A 20,740-nucleotide genomic window follows, 5' to 3' on the forward strand; every position below is an offset into this window, starting at 1 on the left:
GTATTGATACCTTCAGCTTACAAGAGCTGGATACCTTTGTTCGCTTTCAAGTTGACGGTTCGGGTCTTTCCGTTGAAGCAGACTTTTGTCTTGCCTCCTTTTCGGGCCTGGATGTACAGGGAAGTTACCTTGCCGTCTTTCCATTCCATGTCGACCACGAAACCTCCACGGGCACAGATTCCTTTCACGCTGCCGTCTTTCCATTCTTCCGGAAGGGCCGGAAGCAGGGTGATGCTGTTTTCAGACGACTGCATGAGCATCTCAATCACGCCGGCACAACCTCCGAAGTTGCCGTCAATCTGGAACGGAGAGTGGGCGTCGAGCAGGTTCGGATAAGTTCCTCCTCCGCGGCGGGCATCTTTCCCTTTGTAACCGTCCGGGCTGACGTAACGCAACAGACGGCGGTAGATGTGGTAGGCATTCTTACCGTCTTTCAGGCGGGCATAAAGATTGACACGCCAACCGGTGCTCCAACCGGTGGTGTTGTCGCCCTTGATTTCCAATGTACGGGCGCAAGCCTTGGCCAGGTCGGGTGTGTTTTCTACCGACAGATGGCGACCGGGATACAGACCAAACAGGTGCGATTGGTGACGGTGTTGCGGGTCTTCGTCGCTCCAGTCGTGGAACCATTCCTGCAGGTTGCCGTTCTTTCCTATCCGATAGGGCAGCAGACGGGCCAGGGTCTTGTCAATCTGTTTCCGGAAGTCCTTGTCCGTACCGAGCGCTTCGGCAGCCTTGGCGGCATCAATCAGGCATTCGCGGGTCATGGCCAGGTCGGCCGTACAGCCGTAGGATGTGGCACCGACATACCCGTCGGGTGTCACGAACTTGTTCTCCGGCGAAGTGCCCGGTGAGGTGAGCAGTTTGCCGTCCTTCTCAATCAGCCAGTTCAAGCAGAATTCAGCCGCCCCTTTCAGCACCGGATAATATTGCTGCAGGAACGCCTTGTCTTGTGTGAAGGCATAACGTTCCCAAATGTGAGTCGACAGCCAGGCGCCTCCCATGGTCCAGCAGGCCCACGACGGATCGCCTACGTTCAGTCCCACGGGGCAGGTCATGGCCCAGATGTCCGTGTTCTGTCCCAGGCACCATCCCTTCTGTACACCGTAATACGCCTTGGCTGTGGCTTCTCCCGTATGTTGCAGGTTGGCAATGAATTCCATCAGCGGACGGTGCATCTCACTCAGGTTGGCTGTCTCGGCGGCCCAGTAGTTTTCCTCCAGGTTGATGTTGCTGGTATAGTTGCAGCTCCAGGGTGGAAGGAGCCGTTCGTTCCACAATCCCTGCAGGTTGGCCGGCACACCCGGTGTGCGCGAGCTGGAGATGAGCAGGTAGCGGCCATACTGGAAATACAAGGCTTCCAGTTCCGGATTCTTCTGCGACTGGTCCGTGTATTGCAGGAGCTGTATGTCGGTGGGCAGGTTGGCGATGGTTTTGTCCGTGCTTCCGAGGTTCAGCTCTACGCGGTTGAAGAACGACTGGTAGTCGGCCACATGCGCCTTTTCGAGTGTCTCGAACGATTTCCGTGCCGCCCGGTCCATACGCTGTGCCACCAGGTTCCGGTAGTCACGGCCTTCTTTCATCGGGTCCTTGTCGAAACCGTTGAAGCTGGTCACGTTGGCTACCAGAATCAGGGCCTCTTTTCCGCCCGCTATCTTCAGTTCCCCCGACGGGAAGCTCTTTACCTGGCTTTCCGGGGCGATGACCCGAATCAGCGTGCGGAAATGCGTACCCCGTTCCGGGTCGTACAGGTGCTTGTTTTTCACGTCATCGAAATATACCGGATACGAATGATAGGCTGCATAGCCTTCGGCCGAGATTTCATTGCCGGAAGCCGTGGTGGAATGGGGCAGGAGTGAGGTGAAAGAAAGAAGTGCCTGAATGCCTTTTTCGCTTTCTGTCTGCAGGCGGAGCACAATCACGGAGTCGGGAGCCGAGGCGAAATAGTCGCAGGAAAAAGCTTTGCCGTTCCGCTGGTAGCTGGTCCGTGCGAGGGCTTGCCGGATGTCCAGGCTCCGCTGGTAGCCGGTCACCTGTGCCGGTTCGTCCAGATACGTGAGGGAGAGTTGCCCCAAGGGCTGGTAGTTTTCGCTGTAATGTCCCTGCACCTTTCGTTGGGCAAGGTCGGCGCCGCGGTAGTCTTCCTTATCGAGCAAGGCCCGTATTTCTGGAATTGCCTTGTAGGCATCGGGAGTAGTGACTTTCCGGTCGGGTTCGCCGGTCCATAGTGTCAAGTCGTTCAGGGAGAGGACATCCTTGTCCGTGCCTCCGTAAAGAATGGCTCCCATCGTACCGTTTCCGATGACCAGAGCCTCTTCAAAATATTCCGCCGGTCGGTCGTAGTGCAGCACCAGCCGGTTTTGTGCGGAAAGTGAGAATGCGTGTAATGAAATGGTACAGGCCATTACCGCAATGCCTTTCCATTTACGGATAGAAATACTTTTCATAGTGTATGTGTGAATAAAGAAAATTAACAACCGCAAGTTATTAAGAAAATCCCGTACGGGCAAAAACTTGGCCTGAAACATGGAAAAAAGGGGTGAAAAAAACGCCTTTGCGTTTGACTTGAAACGCAAGTGCGTTTGAAGGAAAACACAAGTGCGTTTTGACCGAAACGTAAAGGCGTTTTTGGCGGGGTGTCAAAAGTCTTCAGAGGTCGACGAAAGTCTACAAAAAAAGCCTTCCCATCATCGCGATGGAAAGGCCTTTCTTTATTTTTCCCGAAAAATAATCAATTATTTTTTCTTGTGGTTTGCATAACGGCTCATGAACTTGTCCACACGTCCTGCTGTATCCACCAGTTTAGACTTACCAGTGTAGAACGGGTGAGATGAGCTAGAGATTTCCAGCTTAACCAACGGATAAGTTTCTCCTTCGAATTCAATTGTGTCCTTCGTAGCACAAGTTGAACGAGACAGGAACATGTCGCCGTTTGACATGTCTTTAAATACTACCGGACGGTAGTTTTCAGGATGAATGCCTTTTTTCATTTTAGTATATACTTTTTGTTGTTATTATTGACAAATAAATATGTGGTAACACCGATAAAGTGTGTAATGGTCTATTTCGGGTTGCAAAGATACGCTATTTCTTTGAAACTAAAAAGAAATAGCCGAAAAAATTATTCTGTCAGTCAAAGGCTTTTATAATATAGGTGGGCGGTTTTTGTCACATCTACTTTGCATCCTTACCGCATCTTTTGGTAAATATTCCGGTTAAAATTGATTTGCCTCAAGAAAAGACAGAAAATCTCCGATTCAGGATATTGCTAATTCTTTTTATATTGTTACTTTTGCAGGTGGAATTAATTACTAACAATTATAAAACTTACAAAAATGGTTAATTACAAAGAGTTAGGCTTGGTGAACACAAGAGATATGTTTGCCAGAGCAATCAAAGGTGGATATGCTATCCCTGCTTTCAATTTCAATAATATGGAACAGTTGCAGGCCATCATCAAGGCTGCTGTAGAAACAAAATCTCCGGTAATTCTCCAGGTTTCTAAAGGTGCTCGTAACTATGCTAACCAGACTTTGTTGCGTTACATGGCAGAAGGTGCTGTAGAATATGCAAAGGAACTGGGTTGTGCACATCCTGAAATCGTGCTTCACCTTGACCACGGAGATTCATTCGAACTGTGCAAGTCTTGCATCGACATGGGATTCTCTTCAGTAATGATCGACGGTTCTCATCTGCCATACGAAGAAAACGTAGCTTTGACTAAGAAAGTAGTTGACTATGCACATCAGTTCGACGTAACAGTTGAAGGTGAGCTGGGTGTATTGGCCGGTGTAGAAGATGAAGTTTCTGCAGAACACCACACTTATACTAACCCTGAAGAAGTAATCGACTTCGCTACTCGTACAGGTTGCGACTCATTGGCTATCTCAATCGGTACTTCTCACGGTGCTTACAAGTTCAAACCTGAACAGTGCCACGTAGATCCGGCTACTGGTCGTCTGGTTCCTCCTCCATTGGAATTCGCTGTACTGGACGCTGTAATGGAAAAACTTCCGGGATTCCCTATCGTTCTTCACGGATCTTCATCAGTTCCTCAGGAAGAAGTGGACACTATCAACAAATATGGTGGCAAGCTGGAAGCTGCTATCGGTATTCCTGAAGACCAGTTGCGTAAGGCTGCTAAATCTGCAGTTTGCAAGATCAACATCGACTCAGACTCTCGTCTGGCTATGACTGCTGCTATCCGTAAAGTATTCGCTGAAAAACCGGCTGAATTCGACCCGCGTAAATACCTGGGCCCGGCTCGTGACAACATGGAAAAACTTTACAAGCACAAAATCATCAACGTATTGGGTTCTGACAACAAGTTGGCTCAGTGCTAATCGTGTTTGATACTTATCACACCTGATAAAATGAATAAAGGCTGCTTCCCTTTCGGGAGGCAGCCTTTTCATTTGTTTGCATTCTTTTTTTACCAGAACTTGTTCTGCGAGGGGTTGTATTCGAATCCCACCGCTTTCAGACGGTTCACGATATCTTCCTTGCTCACGTTCAAATCGGCACAGAGTGCGTCGAGTGAAGGATAATAGTCTCTCAATTTCATGTTGATGAAGCTGAACAGCATCATCGGGTCTTTGGGTAATTCCATATTCTGAACTTGTTTTTACGGATTCTTCTTTTTTCGGGGTGCAAAGTTACGGCTTTTATTGTTTCCTTGTACTTATTCTATTGATAATTTATTTGTTATCTTTGCAAGGCTATGTCAACTAAACGAGTGATAGAAGATAAAGATTTCCGTCGCATTGTGATTGCCACCCGACGCGGGGCAAGAAACATCACGATGCGTGTGAAGCCCGACGGCCTGTATCTCACGGTGCCGCCTTACAGCAAGACCGATAAAGTGTTGGCCACGCTGGAACAGTTCCGGACAGATTTACTGGAGCGTTTCCGCCGGGTGGCCCAGCAGACCTTGGACTTTAATTTCCGGATAGAAGCCGATTGTTTCCGACTGTCGCTGGAACCCAGCCAGTTGAAATGTTTTACCGTACGGCTACGGCCCTCGGGCGAGGTGACCGTATTTTGTCCGGCACACACCGATTTTTCGGATGAGGCCGTGCAGAAGCTGGTACGGGCAGCCATTGTGCGGGCCCTGAAGAAAGTGGCCTCGGAATTTCTGCCTCCCTTGCTGAAAGTATGGGCCGAACGTTTCGGCCTCACCTACCGGAAGGTGCGGATTACGGGTGCCCGTTCGCGGTGGGGCAGTTGTACGTCGGCCCGCACCATCAGTCTTTCCTGCTATCTGATGCTGGTACCTTCCCACCTGATTGATTATGTCATCCTGCACGAACTGGCCCACACGAGGGAGATGAACCATGGTCCCCGTTTTTGGGAATTGCTGAACGATATGACGGCTGGACAGGCCTTGCGCCTGCGTGCGGAACTCCGTCGGTTTCATCCTTCTTTCTGAGACATTTAAAAAGAAGGGATATTGTGTCTTTTATACACTTTTTTGATGTAAATTTGCATCGGAAAAGGTTAGGTAAAAAAGATTGTTTGAATGAAAAAGAGTTTGTTGGCGTTGGCTTCCGGCACATTGGGGCTGGGCATCGCCGAATTTGTCATGATGGGAATCCTTCCCCATGTAGCTCGTGATTTAGGTATTAGTATTCCCCAGGCGGGGCATTTTATTTCGGCGTATGCCATCGGTGTGTGTGTGGGTGCTCCGTTGACGGTGTTGATTGCCCGTACACGGCCCCTGAAGCAGATATTGCTGGGGCTGGCGGCCATTTATGTGATAGGAAATCTCTGTGCGGCACTTTCGCCGGGCTATTGGATGCTGTTGCTGATGCGTTTCGTGTCGGGACTTCCTCATGGAGCCTTCTTTGGAGTGGGGTCCATTGTGGCCGAGAAAGTGGCCGATAAGGGAAAGACCTCGCAGGCTGTGGCACTGATGATTGCGGGTATGACCATAGCCAATTTGTTCGGTGTGCCTTTCGGCACGTTGCTGAGCACATTGTTCTCCTGGCGTTTCCCCTTCTTGTTCAACACGTGTTGGGGACTGCTGGTGTTCTATCTGGTGTGGAAGTGGATTCCTTCGCTGCCGGCTTTGCCCGACACGGGACTGAAGGGACAGTTCCGCTTTCTCCGTAATCTGGCTCCGTGGCTTATCATTCTGACCACGATGTTCGGCAACGGAGGGGTGTTCTGTTGGTTCAGCTATGTCACTCCGCAGATGCTGCACGAAGCTGGGTTCCAGCCGGAAAGTCTGACGTGGATTATGATGCTGGCCGGACTGGGAATGACCCTCGGTAACCTGATTGGCGGACGTTGCGGTGATTTGTACGGGCTGGCCCCTGTGGTACAGTTCACGCAAGTGTTCATGATGCTGGCTTTGCTGGGTACTTTCCTCTTTGCGGGAGTGCCGTGGCTTTCCGTCTTGCTGATGTTTGTTTGTGCGGCTGCCCTGTTTGCCGTGTCACCTCCCCAGCAGCTGTTGCTGTTGCAGAATTCCCGTGGGAGTGAGATGATGGGAGCCGCTTGCGTGCAGATTGCGTTCAATCTGGGAAATGCGGTTGGGGCATACGCCGGAGGACTGCCGATTGACGCCGGACTGGGTTACCGGTATCCGGCACTGGTGGGAGTCTTTGTGGTGGCCTTGGGATGGATTTGCGTCACTTGGTATATCAGGCGGGAGCGCAGGTGCCTTCTGAAAAGAAAAACGACAGATACGGTTGTATCATAAAACAATATACTATGAGATTGCTTTTGTTGACTTTGATAATATGGCTGGGAGGATGTTCTTTTCGTCTGGAAGCAAAAGATACTTTCTTCTCGCAATACCATTTCTATCATCTTACGGAAGAGTCGGGTTTACCCAATAACTCGGTAACTTCCGTGATAAAAGATTCGTATGGTTACGTCTGGATTGCCACTCAGGACGGACTGGCACGTTACGACGGTTACCGCTTCCTGACCTATGGGGTGGAAAAGGCCTTGTATCGCTTGAAAGGAGATTATGTGTATGCCGTGTGTGAGGACCGTTACAAGAGGCTTTGGGTAGGTTCGGGTGCCGGATTGGATTTGATAGACCTGCAGACGGGGATGCCATTATCCCTGTCGAGGTTGGGGGGAGAGGAGTTCCCGGAACTCTCAGCTTTGTTCGCTTCGTTCGTACGTTCCGTTGTGCAGGCCTCGAATGGAGATGTCTGGGTGGTAACCGACAAGATGCTGTGGTGCCTGGAGCTGGGTGATGACGGAAAGATTACGGGATGTTATCGGATGCAGGGACAGCCGGATAATTCCATTTCCGCCGTGGCAGAACTGGAAGGAGGGCTTTGTGCCGGTATAGGGAACCAGCTTTACTGGATTATGAAAAAAGGCGGCAATGTGCTCGAAAAGCAGTTGCTTTCGGATGACATTGTGCCTTTCAGCGATGACTGGCGTATTTCCTGTTTGCAGGTGGATGGTGATTTCCTATGGATAGGAAGTAACCGTGGACTTTTCCGCTACGGACGGGCCACAAGAAGTCTGAAGCGTTATCGGTATTCTTCACACCGGGAAGGGATGCTCAGTCAGGCTTATATTACAGATATCAAACGGACGTCGGACGGGCATCTGATTGTCTCTACCTTTAACGGGCTGAATGTGTATAACCGGGCTTCCGACTCGTTTTCCTTTATCCGCCGTCTGGAGGCTCCGGATGAAGGCGGATTGAATTCCAACACCATTGGTTGCCTGTTTGTCGATGGACAGGATATCTGGGCTGGCACGCAGGACGGGGGTGTGAATCTCCTGTACCGTTCGCGCAGGCTGGAGGTGTCCCGATTGGGAGATATCCCTTGGAAATTGTCGGAAGGGCGTACACCCCAAATCAGTGCCATTACAGAGGACAAGACGGGGAACTTGTGGATTGGAACGATTGAAGGAGGGCTTTATCAGATGAATCCGGTGACGGAGGCTGTAAAGCATTATGCTTTCATACCGCAGAATCCGGCGTCTATTCTTTCGAACAATGTGAACGGACTCTTGATTGACAGGGATAATCACCTGTGGGTATATACGTGGGGAGCAGGCATCAGTGAACTGGATTTGAATAAGCCGCAACCGTCGTTCCGCCAGCATTCCAATGGGAAGGTTCCCGGTCTGGAGGATGATTTTATCATGAGTGCGGCCGAAGATTCCATCAACCGGGGTATCTGGTTTGGCACCACGCATGGGCTGGTTTTTTATGACAAAGGACAGGAGCGGTTCCGTCGGGTGGATTTTCGTGCGGCGGTGTCGGAGTTCAAGTCAATCGGTTCGTTGTGCGTCGATTACAAGGGGCGCCTGTGGGTAGGTACTTCTGAGGGGCTGTTTGTGGTGGACTTGTTTTCTTTTGCACGTTCTCGTCAACATTTCAATTATATTTATTTGCGCTACAAACTCGATGATGCCAAATCCACGCAAGTGGAGCAAATCAACGTGGTTTTTCAGGACAGTCAGGGAAGAATCTGGCTGGGAGGAAAGGGCACGGGACTGTATCGTTTGGTTTCGGATGAAGGAAACCGTTTCCGGTTCAAGCATTATGGCAAAGAAGAGGGCTTTGCTGAGAATTCGGTGTATGGATTGTCGGAAGATAGCAAAGGGAACTTGTGGATTGCGACGGATAACGGGCTGTCCCGTTTGCGGGTAGCGGAAGGTACGTTTGTCTCCTACGGCAAGTCCGACGGCCTCTTGGATAGCGATTACGATGTGAATACATTGCATTTTTCTTTGAGACACAATCGATTGTATTGTGGAAAGGACCATGGGTTGTATGAGGTGTTTCTTAAAAGAATCGCTCCACATACCAACGAGCGTTCAATCGCCATCTCTTCATGTCGCATCAATGACGGAGAATGGGAGTATTGGACACAGGACTGTGTGGCTGGTCTGGAGGAGGGAGACAAACTGGAACTGGCTCTGACGACTCATGAATATGGTTATAATGAGGCTGTCCGTATCCGTTACAGAGCGGAGGAAGACGGTGGAAAATGGACGGAACTTCCGGCACAGAATCCAGTGGTGGTACTGCCCTCGCTTCCGTCGAGAAACTGCCGGCTGGAAATACAGGTCACCAATCCGGAGGGAGAATGGCAGCAGGATACGTTGAGGCTGGACTTGCAGGTACGTCCGTATTATTATAAGTCCTGGTGGTTCTGGTCGCTGATTCTTCTGGCGGCGGGCTCCCTTTCTGTTCTCTTCTATCGTTATAAGGTACGTCGGCTGAAACGCCGGCAGGTTGTTTTGGAACAGTTGGTGGCACAGCGTACACACGAACTGGAGGTACAGAATCACAGCCTGGAGGTCATGGCACATCATGTGGAAGAAATGGCCGAGGAAAAGATTCGTTTCTTTACGCACATCACCCATGAGTTCCGTACGCCGGTCACGCTCATCCACGGCCCCATTGAGCAGGCTCTGTCGCTTACTTCCGATGAGGAGGTGAAAGAGCAGCTTCAAATTGCCGAACGGAATGTGGAGGATTTACTTTCCTTGGTGAATGAACTGATGGATTTCCGGAAACTCGATGCGGAGAAAGTGAAGTTGAATGTGCATCCGTTTGATTTGGTTTCCATGATAGACGATTTGCTTCTGCCTTTTGTTACGTTTGCGAAGGACCGCCACATTACGTTGCAGACGTATTATCACTTGCAGGGACTTTCTGTCAATGCCGATCCGCAATATCTTCACCGGGTATTGACGAACTTGCTGGCCAATGCGGTGAAGTTTACACCCGATGGCGGTACTATCCGTTTGTATGCGGCCCGTGTGGTGGATGATGAAAGGAAGGTACAGCTCTATCTGGCTGTATCGGATACGGGCTGCGGTATCCCTGAAAAGGACCTTCCGCAGGTGTTCGACAGCTTCTTCCAGGCACAAAATGCCGTGGCTTACCCTGTATTCGGACAAAGCGGGACCGGTATCGGCTTGAATGTCTGTAAGCGTATTGTCGCACTTCATGGTGGGGTTATCTCTGCCCGGAATAATCCGTCTGGAGGAGCTTCTTTCCGGATTCTGCTACCCATGAAAGAAATGCCTGCAGAGGAACACCATGCAGCTGGAGAAACAGTTCTTCCACCCGAAAAGAGTGCTACGGCTGAGGCTGTTTCGGCAGCACAGGCTACCGTATTGATTGTGGACGACAACCATGACATGCGTCGTTATATCCGTTCGCTTCTGAAAAAAGACTATAAGCTGCTGGAGGCTGAAAATGGACTGAAGGCCTTGGAGGTGATAAAGCAACATTCTGTCGATTTGATTATCAGCGACTTGCTCATGCCGGAGATGGACGGACTGGAATTGTCGAAGCGGGTGAAGGAGAACCTGGAAAGCAGTCACATTCCTTTCTTGATTTTGACGGCTGTCCGCTCGGAGGAGAATGAAAAGATTTGTTATTCGGTAGGGGTCGATGAATATTTGTGTAAACCTTTCGATGCGGAGGTGTTCAAATATCGTATCCGTAACATTCTGGCTTTGCGGCGTGGCTATCGGGAAAGACTTTCCAAACCGGTTGCACTGGCGGATGTGAGTGAGCTGGGATTGATTGAAGATTCCAGAGACAAGACTTTCATGGATAAGGCGATGGAGCTGATGAAGCGGCATTATGCCGATTCCGAGTATGGGTTGGATACGTTTATCCGCGATATGGGGTATAGCAAGACGCTGGTGAACCAGAAAATGCAGAATCTGGCCGGGATGCCGATTGGACAGTTCATGAAGAATTTCCGTTTGGATATGGGATATCAGTTGCTGGAACAGAGAAAAGGAGAGGCCAATGTGTCGGAAGTAGCTTATGCGGTGGGTTTCAATGATCCCAAGTATTTCACGAAATGTTTCAAGCAGCGTTTCGGTTGCCTGCCAAGTTCTATGGGACATTCCTAAATCTGAAAAGAAGAAGCCGGAACCCGCAAGGAGTTGCGCAGTTCCGGCCTAAAAAAAAGAAATTTAGAAATGTACCGTTTCACAACGGGTGGTTTATGAGCACTAAGCTAGTGTCATTTTTGTATGATTCTGGCTGTATTCTCCAGGTGTACGTCTTCTGCGGCATAGTCGGGCCGTGTGTCTCCCCAGTTTACCATGCAGTCTTCCATCTGGATGTCAGAAGCCGTATGGATAAAGAATCCGTAGGTCTTGCCTTTCAGGAAACCTTCTCCGTCGCAAGGACGTTTGTCGTAGATTCCTCCTTCGAAGGTTGTCCGCTTATGGAGGTTCACTTCTACCTGGTCGAAGTAAATCCGGTTGATTTTGTCGGGGGTATCACCACCCACAAAGACTCCGTTCTCACTCGTACATTTGATGTTGTGGAAATAAATGCGGCTTACTTCTCCGCAGGCGCCTTTCATGGCTCCTTTGGGGAAACGCCATCCCGCGTCTTTGTGGTTGCCTACAGCCCGCGGATAGGAGGTGACATAAATGGGTTCAGCCTTGCCCCACCATACGTCGGAAAAGAAGCGGCAATCGACAATCATGTTCGAGAAAATCACGTTGGTCACCGTACCTTCGTCACGGTTCTGTATGCCGATTCCCCGGTTGCTGTCCTTGATGATGCAGTTGGTGAACAAAACGTTGTTGATTTTGTCCATGTTCTCCGAACCGATTTTTACGGCGCAGGAACGTGAAGTCATGGTGCAGTTGGTCACGACCACATCTTCGCAGCTTCCATACTCCTCAAACTCTCTTCGGTTTTTCAGGCAGATGCAGTCATCGCCCGATTCAATGAAACAGTTGGAGATGCGCACATCCTTGGAATGGTCTACGTCGATGCCGTCACCGTTCCGGATTTTGAGGTTGTTGAGGATACTGATGCCGTCAATCATGACGTTGCGGCAGCCTATCAGATGGACTGTCCAGTAGGCACTGTTGCAGATGTTCACATCGCGTATCACCAGCTTCTCGATATTGGTCAGGGTGAGTACGTGTGGGCGCGGGTCAAAGTCCGTCACCGGCTTCAGTTCATAAGAATCGTCCAGTTCCTTGCCCATGAAGGCTACTCCGTTACCGTCGATGCTTCCTGTGCCGGTGATGGACACGTTTTTCAGGTCTTTTCCGCTGATCCACATCATTCCCTCTCCGCGGTTGGCACCGAAAGCACTTTCGGTATAGATGCTTTCATCCGGGTTCGCCAGCAGCCGGGAATTAGGGGCCAGCTGTAACTCCACATAAGAAGCCAGTTTGAACGATCCGCAAAGGAAGGTATGTCCTGAGGGTACGAGAACCGTGCCGCCTCCGGCTTCCGAGCAGGCGTTGATGGCTTTCTGGATGGCTGAGGCATCGTCCGTTTCCCCGTCACCGGCAGCCCCGTAGTCCATAATGTTGTAAATCCCCGTTTGCTGCGAGTGACATGCTCCGAGAAGGAAGATGCTGAGTAGTGCAAGTAGAATATTTTTTGTTTTCATAATGTATATGGGATTTATGTTTTTATTCAGAATTTTTCAATCAGTGAAGGGGGACAGTCTTCCGGAGCACTGCCCCATGTCTTATTGGGCATATTTCCCATGACAAATACCATTTCGCCTCCCTCCGTAATATCTTTATGCGTAATGTAGTTTCGGGTATAAGGTTTCCCGTTCAAGGTTACTTGTTGTATGTAAATGTTTTCCTTGGAAGTGTTTTCTGCTTGCAGGGTAAAGGTCTTGCCGTTTTCCAAGTGTAGCGTGGCCTTGGAGAAAGACGGGCTGGCCAGTACATAATAGGGGGAGCCCGGGCAAACTGGATAGAAGCCTAAAGAGGCAAAAATATACCAGGCCGACATCTGTCCCGCATCGTCGTTGCCCGACAAGCCTCCGGGGGCATTCAGGTATTCCGTTTCCATGATGTGACGTACGGTCTGCTGGGTTTTCCATGGCTGGCCCGCATAGTTGAACATAAAGGCCACCTGATGGCAGGGTTCGTTGCCGTGCCAGTATCTTTGTGCGCTGAACATGGAGTCCAGTTTCTCCACATAATGCGGGCATCCACCCATACATTCCATGAGTCCATACGGGTCCTGTGGCGCGTACCAGGTATAATGGCAGGGTGCCCCTTCGGTGATGAACTTGGCAAACTGGAAGGCGTTCGCTTCTTTCAGGAAGGTGCCGTCGGCATGCCGTCCCTGTGCATATCCTGTAGCAGGGTCGATGACGTTACGGTAGTTCAGGGCACGGGCGGCCAATAATTTGTAATCTTCTTCTTTCTGAAGCAGTTTGGCTACTTGGGAAAGAACAAAATCATCGTAGGCATATTCCATGGTACGCGACACCTGCTCTTTGGTGTGAAAGGCATCGGGCACACTGTCCTCCAGTGGGATGTAGCCATATTCCAGGTATGACTGTAAGGCCCGGCGTCCCATCCCGTTCCGGTAGTCTGCTTCCTGGACGGGCGATTCAAAAGCATTCTGCCGCATGGCCTTGTAAGCCGTTTCGATGTCAAAGTTGCGGATACCTTTCACGTAGGCATCCCCTATGGCTGCTATGCAATGGTCGCCAATCATGGCTGCCGTATAGCTGTTCCAGCACGGGAAGATGGGTAACCAGCCACCCTGTTCATATTTGTAGACGAGCGACTGCATCATCTGTCCTCCTCGAGTGGGGTATAATAGGTTGATGAGCGGATGCAAGGCACGGTAGGTGTCCCACATGCTGAAGTCATCATAATAGGTCTCGTCTTGGGTCAGCTGGAGAATGGAATCTTTCTGTGCAAAGGCTGGGTATCTTCCATCTACGTCGTTGAATGTGCGGGGAAGGAAAGAAGCCCGATAAAAGGCTCCATAGAATTTCTCCTTGGCTTCCTGGTCAGGTGTTTCCACTTTGATGGCCGAGAGATGCTTTTCCCAGATTGCGGTAAGTTCCTTCCGCGTCTGGTCGAAATTCCAGTGCGGAATTTCCTGTTGCAGATTCTGTTCGGCTCCTTTTCTATCGGTGAAGGAAGAAGCCGCTTTGACCAATACTTGTTCATGGCTTTTTACGTGAAAGCCTATATAGATTCCGATATTTTTTTCATGACCGATTTTGGTCTGTCCAGGGAACAGACTGTCTTCCCGGAAAGTCCCGAAGTCGCAGAGGTCTTTCTGGTAGTCTATAATAAAATGTCCGCTGTATCCGGCCGGTTCTCCCCAGCCTTGATAAATGCGATGTACGGGATTGTAGCCGTAAATACGTTTCTGAAGGGTATCAATTTCGATATATCCTTCTCCTTCGTCACTGTTAGGATTGACGATGAGATAAGCTTTTCCTTCCTTTTGGTAGGAAAAACGGAAAATGGCCGACCGTGAACGGCCTGTCATTTCAGCCTGAAGATGTTCGTCAGGCAAAGTCACAGCATAATAAGATGGAGTAGCAGTTTCCTGTTCGTGCAAGAATCGGGTGGCTCTTTTTTCCGGCAAGCATCGTAATGAATCAAACGAAGCTGTTAGTGTCATGGAACCATAATCTTGTGTACATCCTCCCACAATCCAGTGGGAATTGCGGAATCCTTGAAATAAGGAATCACGATAATAATATGGTGCGATGCATTTCAGTTCGGTGTCTTGTGTCTGTGGGGTCCAGAAATTCATGCCGTTGGGTTCCAGTACGGCAGGTAAGGTTTGTCCGTATTCCTCGGTGTGCTTACCAAACATACCGGCAGTATGAGTCGTGCTGGCGGCAGTACCTACTCTTGTGTCGATGTACGACAACAGGTTTTCGGCAGGATGACCGTTAGTGCATGAAACAATGAATGGAGCAACCGCTCCATAAATCAATGATTTGAGTAATGTAGTAAAGTGTGTCTTCATGAATCTTAAATCTACGTGATTGCTATTTTTCAATAATAAGCATAGCAATTATATGGTTTGTATGGGTTTAAGACTATTCAACTCATCATTTGTACATCCCTGTTATAGAATTAACCTTTGAAAACTGAATGATAAAATGAATGGCAAATATCGGTGAGGGAAGTCCCTCACCGATATTTTATAAAGTAATCAATAACCCGGATTCTGTTTCCAGTTGGTATTGTTGTTCAACGCATCGATACTCAACGGCCACAAGCGGTATTGAGGATTCTTTGCATTCAGGTTAAACTGATCCTTGAAGCCCCAAGGCTCTTCAAATTTTCCGAAACGGATCAGGTCGTTACGACGCCAGTGCTCGTCGAGGAATTCACGTCCACGTTCATCCAGGATTTCCTGCAGGCTCGGGTCGTGGTCCAGCAGCGGAGCGTTCACATACGCACGGATCTGGTTGAACAGGCTCATCGGGGTATCGCCGTTAGTAGCTGTACCACCACGGACAATAGCTTCACATTTCATCAGGATAATGTCTGCATAACGGAAGATTGGGAAGTCATTGTCCTGGTTACGGCTGAAGTTGTTATAGTCGTTGATGTCCGGGAAGAACTTGATGGAACGGTAACCTTGTGTCCATCCTTTCAAGTCTGCACCGCAGTTCAGGTCAGCATTAGGCACTACAGGAGGATTGGCTGTCAGGTCTTCCTTCAAGGTGATGGCCTTGGTGAAAGTCACGTTCTCACCGCCATACGTGTTGCGGATGTTGGTCGGGTCACCGGTGGCATTGTCATACTGGTATACGTCGAAGGAAGGCAGTCCGATGTTCTCACCGGTACTACCGGCAATCACGTCGTTACGACGGTCGCCCGGCAGGCAGAACAATTCTACGAATTCAGGAGTCAGTGCCATATTACCACCCACTGAGTTACTCATTTCGATGCTGTAGAAACCGTTGCTGTTCTGACCACGACGCCATGTACGGAAACGGGCGAAGGTCATACCCTGAACTGTTTCTGCATCATACGGCATGGCGTAGATGAAGTCCTTGATCTGTGAGCCGTTGGTATACATGAACTTGGTCTTGTAGTCGTCGCTCAGGTCAAAATGGCCGGAAGCGATGATACGGTCGCAGGCTTTAATACACTCATTCAGTTTCTCATTCTTGTCATTGGCGTTCCAGCTTGAACTGGTCACGTCCTTGGTATAGACGTTCCAGTTGATGTACAGCTTGGCCAGCAGGGCATCCACCATCCAGCGGGTCGGCTTGCCATAAGTGGAGGCATCCACGTTCTCGTAGCAGTTGTCGCGTACGGCAAGCAGTTCCGATTCAATCCACTTGGCCACGTCGGCACGCGGGGAACGGTCAATCTTTTCGTCGTCGGCCAGCAGGTGGTCGATGATAGGAGTATCACCCCAGTGGTCCATGATCATGAAGTGGTAGAAGGCGCGCACGGCACGTACCGGAGCCAGGTCCTCGTCGGACACACCGCCGGCGCTCAGGTCGAACAGGACACGGTTACAGTTGGTGATGGCACTCTGCAGCTCATCGAACACGTTCAGCTGGTTCTTTGAGTTGGTCGGGTCGATCATGTGCAGTGAGAAGTTTGCCATATCACGGCCGTTCAGGTAGTCACCGTCGAAGCTGACGGCTGTGTACTCATCCGAGTTGCAGGATACGCCCTCGTCGAAACGGCGGCCAATGGCGTTGCGGAATCCATAGAAAGCGTTGCTCATCTGGGCCTCTATGGCGATTTCCGAATTGGGCATCTCGGTATATTGGGATTCAATATTAACGTCCAGATCGGTACAACCGAATGCGGTAAGTGCCAGGAAGGCACCAGTCAATATATTTCTTGTTTTCATATCTTAAAATCTCCTGTGTTAAGGGTTAGAAATTCACGTTTACGCCCACCATGAAGGTACGTGTACGCGGGTAAGTGGTATTACGCCAGTCCATACCCGGTTCCAGGCCGCCCAGACTGATTTCAGGGTCTACACCTTTGTAACCGGTGATGGTGAATACGTTGTTGCAAGTGGCATACAGGCGCAGGTTGTTGACCCAGTTGCCCAGTTTGCCGAAGTTATAGCCTAAAGTCAAGGTAGACAGACGGAGGTAGGAACCGTTTTCCAGGTAGCGGTCGGACGGAGCCTGTGCACGTGAGTCGTGTGCGTTCTGTCCTTCAGCCACTTCTGCCAGCACGTTCTTACCGTTGCTTACCAGGCTCACGTTGTTGTAGTAGCAGCGGGTGGCGTTGAAAATCTTGTTACCGGCCACACCCTGGAAGAAGGCGGTCAGCGTCCAGTTCTTCCATGTGAAGTCGTTGTTCCATCCGTAAGTCAGTTTCGGCTGGGCTGATCCGTGAGGACGGCGGTCTTCGTCTGCCGGAGCGTCTGTAGTACCGATCAGGTTGCCGTCGGCATCATAGTCGTTGAAGATGGAGCCTCCGTTTTCATCGTAGCCGGCCCATTCATACAGGTAGAACTGTCCGAGCGGGGCACCTTCCATGATACGCTGTACCTGTGTGCTGGTGTAACCACCTACATCCGGATTGGCACGGTCGCTGTATTCTACAGAATATGTGTCGTTTGAAAGTTTCTCTACCACGTTCTTGTTGTGAGACAGGTTAAGCGTGGTGCTCCATGTGAAGTTGTGTGTCTTCACCGGAACGGCGTTGATGGTGATTTCCACACCTTTGTTGCTGATGTCACCTACGTTGGCAGTCATCCATCCGTAAGGATAACGGTTGGTGGAAACCGCATAGTCGAAAATCAAGTCGCTGGTACGCTTGTCATAATATTCGATGGTACCGGTCAGCCGGTTGTTCAGGAAGCCGAAGTCCACACCGATGTTGAACATGCCGGTGGTTTCCCATTTCAAATCCGGGTTTGAGTTACGGGTAGCACCCAAGATACGGTATTGTGAGGAAGTACCGTTGGCATCCACGTAAGTGAACCAGCCGGTAGAACCGTAGATAGGACGGGAATAGAAGGCATCGAATCCCAGTGAGTTACCGCTGACACCGTAGCCGACACGCAGCTTCAAGTCATCGAACACGCTCTGGCTCTTCATGAAATCCTCTTCCGTGATACGCCATGCGGCAGATACAGAGGGGAAGGTACCCCAGCGGTTGTTGACACCGAATGCGGAAGAACCGTCACGACGTACAGTGGCCTGCAACAGGTATTTGCTGTTGAAACTGTAGTTGACACGTCCGTAGAAGGAAATCATACGCAGGGTGGACAGGTTGTTGCTGATCACATCGTTGATGGAGATGTTGTTGGCCACGCCCAGATTGTGATAAGTCAGGTCATCGTTGTAGAAGTTGTACACCTTCAAACCGAAACCGTCGCTGTTGTCGGCCTGTTCCCAGGAGTAACCCAGCATGACGCCCACCTTGTGCGCATCGGCAAAGGTGTGGTTCCAGTTCAGGTAAGTTTCCATTTGCTTACGAGTGTTTTCCAGTGTGCTGCGGTCAGCTTGGCCATTACGTGAAGCCACGCTCGGCAATTCAGTCTTGCTGCTGTTGTAGTTGCTGTAGATGTACTGCTGGTTCTGGTAAGACAGGTTCAGGTTCCAGTCCAGACCGTCGAGGATGTGGAGTGTGGCCTGTGCCGTTCCCTGCAGCAGCTTCTCTTTCGTGTCATAGCGGTCTTCGCTGATCATACGGACCGGGTTGAAGTTCTGTGAAATCTGTGTGTTGCCATACCAGGAACCGTCCGCATTTTTGACGGGAACCAGCGGGCTGTAGTAGTACATGGCGTCCAATACGCTCTGGCCGTTTCCGCCGGTAGGACCTGTAGAGCTGTTACGAACGCTGGCATTGACGCTGAAGGCCAGTTCCAAGCGGTCGTTCAGGGCTTTTGTCTGTACGAAAGAACGGGCGTTGAGACGGTCCATGCTGGTGCCGCGTACCACACCCTGACGGTCCATGAAGTTGATGGAGGCGCTATAGCTGGTCTTCTCGTTACCTCCGTTGATGGATACGTTGTGGTTATGGCTGAAACCGGTACGGAGCACTTCGTCCTGCCAGTTGGTATTGGCCGGGTTGTTGACGTCATAATACGGAGACAGGTCGATGTTGTTCTTGCTTGCAAAGTCCAGCAGCTGGTCTGCCGACATCATGTCGAGAGTGTTCATCGTCTTGTCCCATGCCACGTAGCCGCTGTAGCTTACGCTGGTATGTCCGTCCTTCTTTCCTTTCTTGGTTGTCACGATGATTACACCGTTGGCTGCCTTTGAACCGTAGATGGCGGTGGCAGAGGCATCGCGGAGCACATCGATGCTTTCGATGTCATCCGGGGCGATGAGTGACAGGCTGGCGCCCGGCACACCGTCGATTACATAGTACGGCTCCATGGCTTCACCTGCACGCAGTGAGGAAGCACCGCGCAAAGAGATGGAAGCTGAACCGTTCGGGTCACTGGTGTTGGCCACTGTCAGTCCCGGAACTTTACCTTGCAGCATCTGTGCAGGGCTGGTTACGACACCCACGTTCAGGTCTTCTGCCTTTACGGAAGTGATGGAGCTGGTCACATCCTTGCGCTGCATGCTACCGTAACCGATGACTACCACTTCATCCAAGGTTTCCGTATCTTCCAGAAGAGTTACGTTCATTCTGGCACCTTTCACCACATTTTCTTGTGCCACGAAACCAATATAAGAGAATACAAGTGTTTTACCTTTCTCTGTTCGAAGAGAGAAATTACCATCCAGGTCGGTAACCGTACCGTTGGTGGTACCTTTTTCAATGACGTTTACACCAATCAGTGGTTCACCTGATTTGCTCTGTACACGTCCTGTAACTGTGAGTTGCGCGAATGCCCATGAGACATTCATCAGAAAAAGAGCCATAAATAAAGCAAATGGCCTTAGTCTTGCATTTTTCAATTGTACTTTACACATAAACTTAGATTTTTAAAAGGTTAGTTTTTAAAATCATATCTTGATATATATTTTTTTCCGATGTAGGATGTAGCCCGTGATACACATGAGGGAGCAGAAAAGCAACGCATAGATGAGGGAGGCAAAATATGGATCCGTAAATACGACCAGAATGCCCTGATAAATTACTTTTCGGATACCCCATTCGGAAAAGGCGATAGCTACCACTTCACTGAGCACGTAGAGAAAGAGCGGATTCATGCCGAAAACCAGGAAGAAAGTCCAGCCTTTGTTCACTTCCTTTACGTCGATTACATACATGAGTAAGGCAAGCAGCAAGGAGCCCCATCCACAGGTTACGAAAACGAAACTCGTAGACCAGACCCGTTTGTTGAGAGGCATCCAGATGGAAAGAATATAACCCACTACCAACATTATCACTGCCACTGTGATGAGTTTGACAACCCGTTGGCTTACGGGAATCTTTTCCAATAACAGCTTGCCACACAAAAATCCGATGAGGGTGTGGGCTACAGCGGAAATGGTTGCCACCAGTCCTTCCGGATCGACCGGACTCTTCTTGTACAGGTGGGCTTCTCCGAAAATGCTTCTGTCGATGACAGCCAGAATGTTGGTGTCGTCGCAAGCATAGCCGTTTCCCACCAGCAGAAGAATGGAATAGACCACCAGCAAGCCACCTGCAATCCATGGAAGGTATTTGTGGCGGATGTAAATGACCAGCAGTGATACAATTCCGTAGCACAAACCGATGCGTTGCAGTACGCCGGGGATACGAAGCGTGTCTATCGGGAAAAATTCACCTTTGCAGGCATAGCCGAACCATTCGATACCGAGTCCGATGAGAATGATAAGGAAAGTCCGCCGGAAAATCTTTTTGACCACATCCTGCGAGGGCTTGAAGTCGAACTTCCGAAGAGAAATGTACGTAGAAATACCTACCATGAACAGGAAGAACGGGAAGACCAGGTCACATGGAGTCAGACCGTTCCATACGGAATGGCGCAACGGGGCATACGAAACGGAGCCTCCGGCATTGTTTACCAGAATCATGCCGCATACTGTAATGCCGCGTAATACATCGAGTGACAAGAGTCGTTTCATGGTGCTTTCTG

The 20,740-nt window shown here is 50.1% G+C and carries 12 protein-coding genes; 4 read left to right on the forward strand and 8 right to left on the reverse strand.

Annotated elements, in window-relative coordinates:
- Positions 1–17: 17 nt before the first annotated feature.
- Positions 18–2,447, reverse strand: a complete 2,430-nt coding sequence (locus BQ7480_RS02295) for a glycoside hydrolase family 95 protein (RefSeq protein WP_072541554.1) — start codon at positions 2,445–2,447, stop codon at positions 18–20.
- A gap of 288 nt (positions 2,448–2,735) precedes the next feature.
- Complete coding sequence (locus BQ7480_RS02300) at positions 2,736–2,990, reverse strand: type B 50S ribosomal protein L31 (protein WP_007564320.1); 255 nt, start codon at positions 2,988–2,990, stop codon at positions 2,736–2,738.
- A 345-nt stretch (positions 2,991–3,335) separates the two neighbouring features.
- Here BQ7480_RS02300 and BQ7480_RS02305 point away from each other — a divergent pair, with 345 nt between their 5' ends.
- Positions 3,336–4,343 (forward strand): class II fructose-bisphosphate aldolase, encoded by a 1,008-nt coding sequence (locus tag BQ7480_RS02305; RefSeq protein WP_022353505.1) that lies wholly within the window; start codon positions 3,336–3,338, stop codon positions 4,341–4,343.
- 89 nt (positions 4,344–4,432) lie between these two features.
- Here the strand turns inward: BQ7480_RS02305 and BQ7480_RS02310 are convergent, their stop codons facing one another.
- On the reverse strand, positions 4,433–4,609 hold the full coding sequence (locus BQ7480_RS02310) for a DUF4250 domain-containing protein (protein WP_022353504.1): 177 nt from the start codon (positions 4,607–4,609) through the stop codon (positions 4,433–4,435).
- A gap of 111 nt (positions 4,610–4,720) precedes the next feature.
- On the opposite strand from BQ7480_RS02310, the gene BQ7480_RS02315 reads away from it, so the two are divergent.
- The 3 genes from BQ7480_RS02315 (at position 4,721) to BQ7480_RS02325 (ending at position 10,863) form a co-directional block, all read left to right on the forward strand.
- Positions 4,721–5,428: a M48 family metallopeptidase gene (locus tag BQ7480_RS02315; RefSeq protein ID WP_022353503.1), complete on the forward strand. Its 708-nt coding sequence runs from the start codon at positions 4,721–4,723 to the stop codon at positions 5,426–5,428.
- 90 nt (positions 5,429–5,518) lie between these two features.
- Positions 5,519–6,703: an MFS transporter AraJ gene (araJ, locus tag BQ7480_RS02320; RefSeq protein WP_022353502.1), complete on the forward strand. Its 1,185-nt coding sequence runs from the start codon at positions 5,519–5,521 to the stop codon at positions 6,701–6,703.
- Between the two features lie 11 nt (positions 6,704–6,714).
- Entirely contained in the window at positions 6,715–10,863 is a 4,149-nt protein-coding gene (locus tag BQ7480_RS02325; protein WP_072541555.1) for a hybrid sensor histidine kinase/response regulator transcription factor, read from the forward strand.
- A 113-nt stretch (positions 10,864–10,976) separates the two neighbouring features.
- On the opposite strand, the gene BQ7480_RS02330 is transcribed toward BQ7480_RS02325, so the two are convergent.
- The 5 genes from BQ7480_RS02330 to BQ7480_RS02350 form a co-directional block, all read right to left on the reverse strand.
- Positions 10,977–12,377: a glycoside hydrolase family 28 protein gene (locus tag BQ7480_RS02330; RefSeq protein ID WP_072541556.1), complete on the reverse strand. Its 1,401-nt coding sequence runs from the start codon at positions 12,375–12,377 to the stop codon at positions 10,977–10,979.
- 26 nt (positions 12,378–12,403) lie between these two features.
- On the reverse strand, positions 12,404–14,731 hold the full coding sequence (locus tag BQ7480_RS02335; protein WP_072541557.1) for a GH92 family glycosyl hydrolase: 2,328 nt from the start codon (positions 14,729–14,731) through the stop codon (positions 12,404–12,406).
- Positions 14,732–14,920: 189 nt separating this feature from the next.
- On the reverse strand, positions 14,921–16,588 hold the full coding sequence (locus BQ7480_RS02340; protein ID WP_072541558.1) for a RagB/SusD family nutrient uptake outer membrane protein: 1,668 nt from the start codon (positions 16,586–16,588) through the stop codon (positions 14,921–14,923).
- Between the two features lie 25 nt (positions 16,589–16,613).
- Positions 16,614–19,628, reverse strand: coding sequence for a SusC/RagA family TonB-linked outer membrane protein (locus tag BQ7480_RS02345; protein WP_072541559.1), 3,015 nt, complete (start codon positions 19,626–19,628; stop codon positions 16,614–16,616).
- A gap of 33 nt (positions 19,629–19,661) precedes the next feature.
- Positions 19,662–20,729, reverse strand: a complete 1,068-nt coding sequence (locus BQ7480_RS02350) for an acyltransferase family protein (protein WP_072541560.1) — start codon at positions 20,727–20,729, stop codon at positions 19,662–19,664.
- Positions 20,730–20,740 lie beyond the last annotated feature (11 nt).

This window comes from Bacteroides mediterraneensis (assembly GCF_900128455.1).
Classification (GTDB): Bacteria; Bacteroidota; Bacteroidia; order Bacteroidales; family Bacteroidaceae; genus Phocaeicola; species Phocaeicola mediterraneensis.